Raw genomic sequence first — 404 nt, 5'->3', positions numbered from 1 at the left:
CTTTTGACCAAGATTACCAGTGTTAAAGATATTTCCAAAAACATTGTTAACAGATAAAAAGAAAAACAATGCCAAAAGAAAGGCAATAAATCTCAAGCCCCATTTACTTTCTAGCATATTATTTCACACCTTTCTTTTGAAAGCGTGTGCCAAACCAATGTTCAGCAAGCAACTCTTCAAAAATTTCGTTTGAAATGTCTCGTCGTAATTTTCCATCAAATGTTACCGAAATATCACCAGTTTCTTCAGATACAATAACGGTAAATGCATCAGATACTTCTGAAATACCAACCGCAGCTCTATGCCTTGTACCCAAACTTTTAGATATCTTAGGACTATCAGACAATGGCAAATAACTTGCTGCTGCTGCAATCTTCGTGCCTTGAATAATCATTGCACCATCA

The 404-nt window shown here is 35.6% G+C and carries 1 protein-coding gene and 1 pseudogene; both read right to left on the bottom strand.

Annotated elements, in window-relative coordinates:
• Positions 1–117 (bottom strand): annotated as a pseudogene (locus tag KDK95_RS39090) (CdaR family protein); the annotation flags it as partial.
• A 1-nt stretch (position 118) separates the two neighbouring features.
• The coding region (locus KDK95_RS39085) for a diadenylate cyclase (RefSeq protein WP_212522675.1) at positions 119–404 on the bottom strand (286 nt) is incomplete at its 5' end.

Source organism: Actinospica acidithermotolerans (assembly GCF_018139625.1).
GTDB lineage: Bacteria > Actinomycetota > Actinomycetes > Streptomycetales > Catenulisporaceae > Actinospica > Actinospica acidithermotolerans.
The sequence above is the reverse complement of the archived record's forward strand: the minus strand, read 5'-3'. Positions and strand labels throughout refer to the sequence as shown.